Here is a 411-nt window from a genome sequence, read left to right on the forward strand (position 1 = left end):
GATATGGTAGCAAACCTATTAAGAGCCAATGGTCAGGATTATAACCATTGGCTTCATTTACATCATCAGAAATACATTGAAGAAAATCAAGATTTAGTAATGAAAGCTTTACAAGCTTATAAGGCAACAGCAACAGAAGTAAAAGAAGTGAAAGAAGACAGCAAGGCGAATGAGTCAAGTCAGCTTAGTAACGTATAAGCATCTAAAAATGAAAAGGGAGTGAATGTATATGTTGGAAACAATAGCTCAAATGTTAGTGTTAGGTGATGCAATGGATGGTCTAATTAATACGGGGAATTCATTTATTGCATGGATGCAAAGAGGAGCAATGGTGAGTACAGCGATTGTATTTTGCTGGGGCGCTTATCTATTAATTTGGGGCGGTGAACGAGGAAGACATAAATGTATTTG

At 36.7% G+C, this 411-nt stretch carries 1 protein-coding gene and 1 pseudogene; both read left to right on the plus strand.

The genetic code is table 11. The annotated features are described in order from the left end of the window. The coding region (locus JDS95_RS30520; protein ID WP_199691052.1) for a hypothetical protein at positions 1-198 on the plus strand (198 nt) is incomplete at its 5' end. A gap of 25 nt (positions 199-223) precedes the next feature. Further along, positions 224-411, plus strand: a pseudogene (locus JDS95_RS30525) (hypothetical protein); the annotation flags it as partial.

It is taken from the genome of Bacillus cereus group sp. N24 (genome assembly GCF_016483345.1).
GTDB lineage: Bacteria > Bacillota > Bacilli > Bacillales > Bacillaceae_G > Bacillus_A > Bacillus_A toyonensis.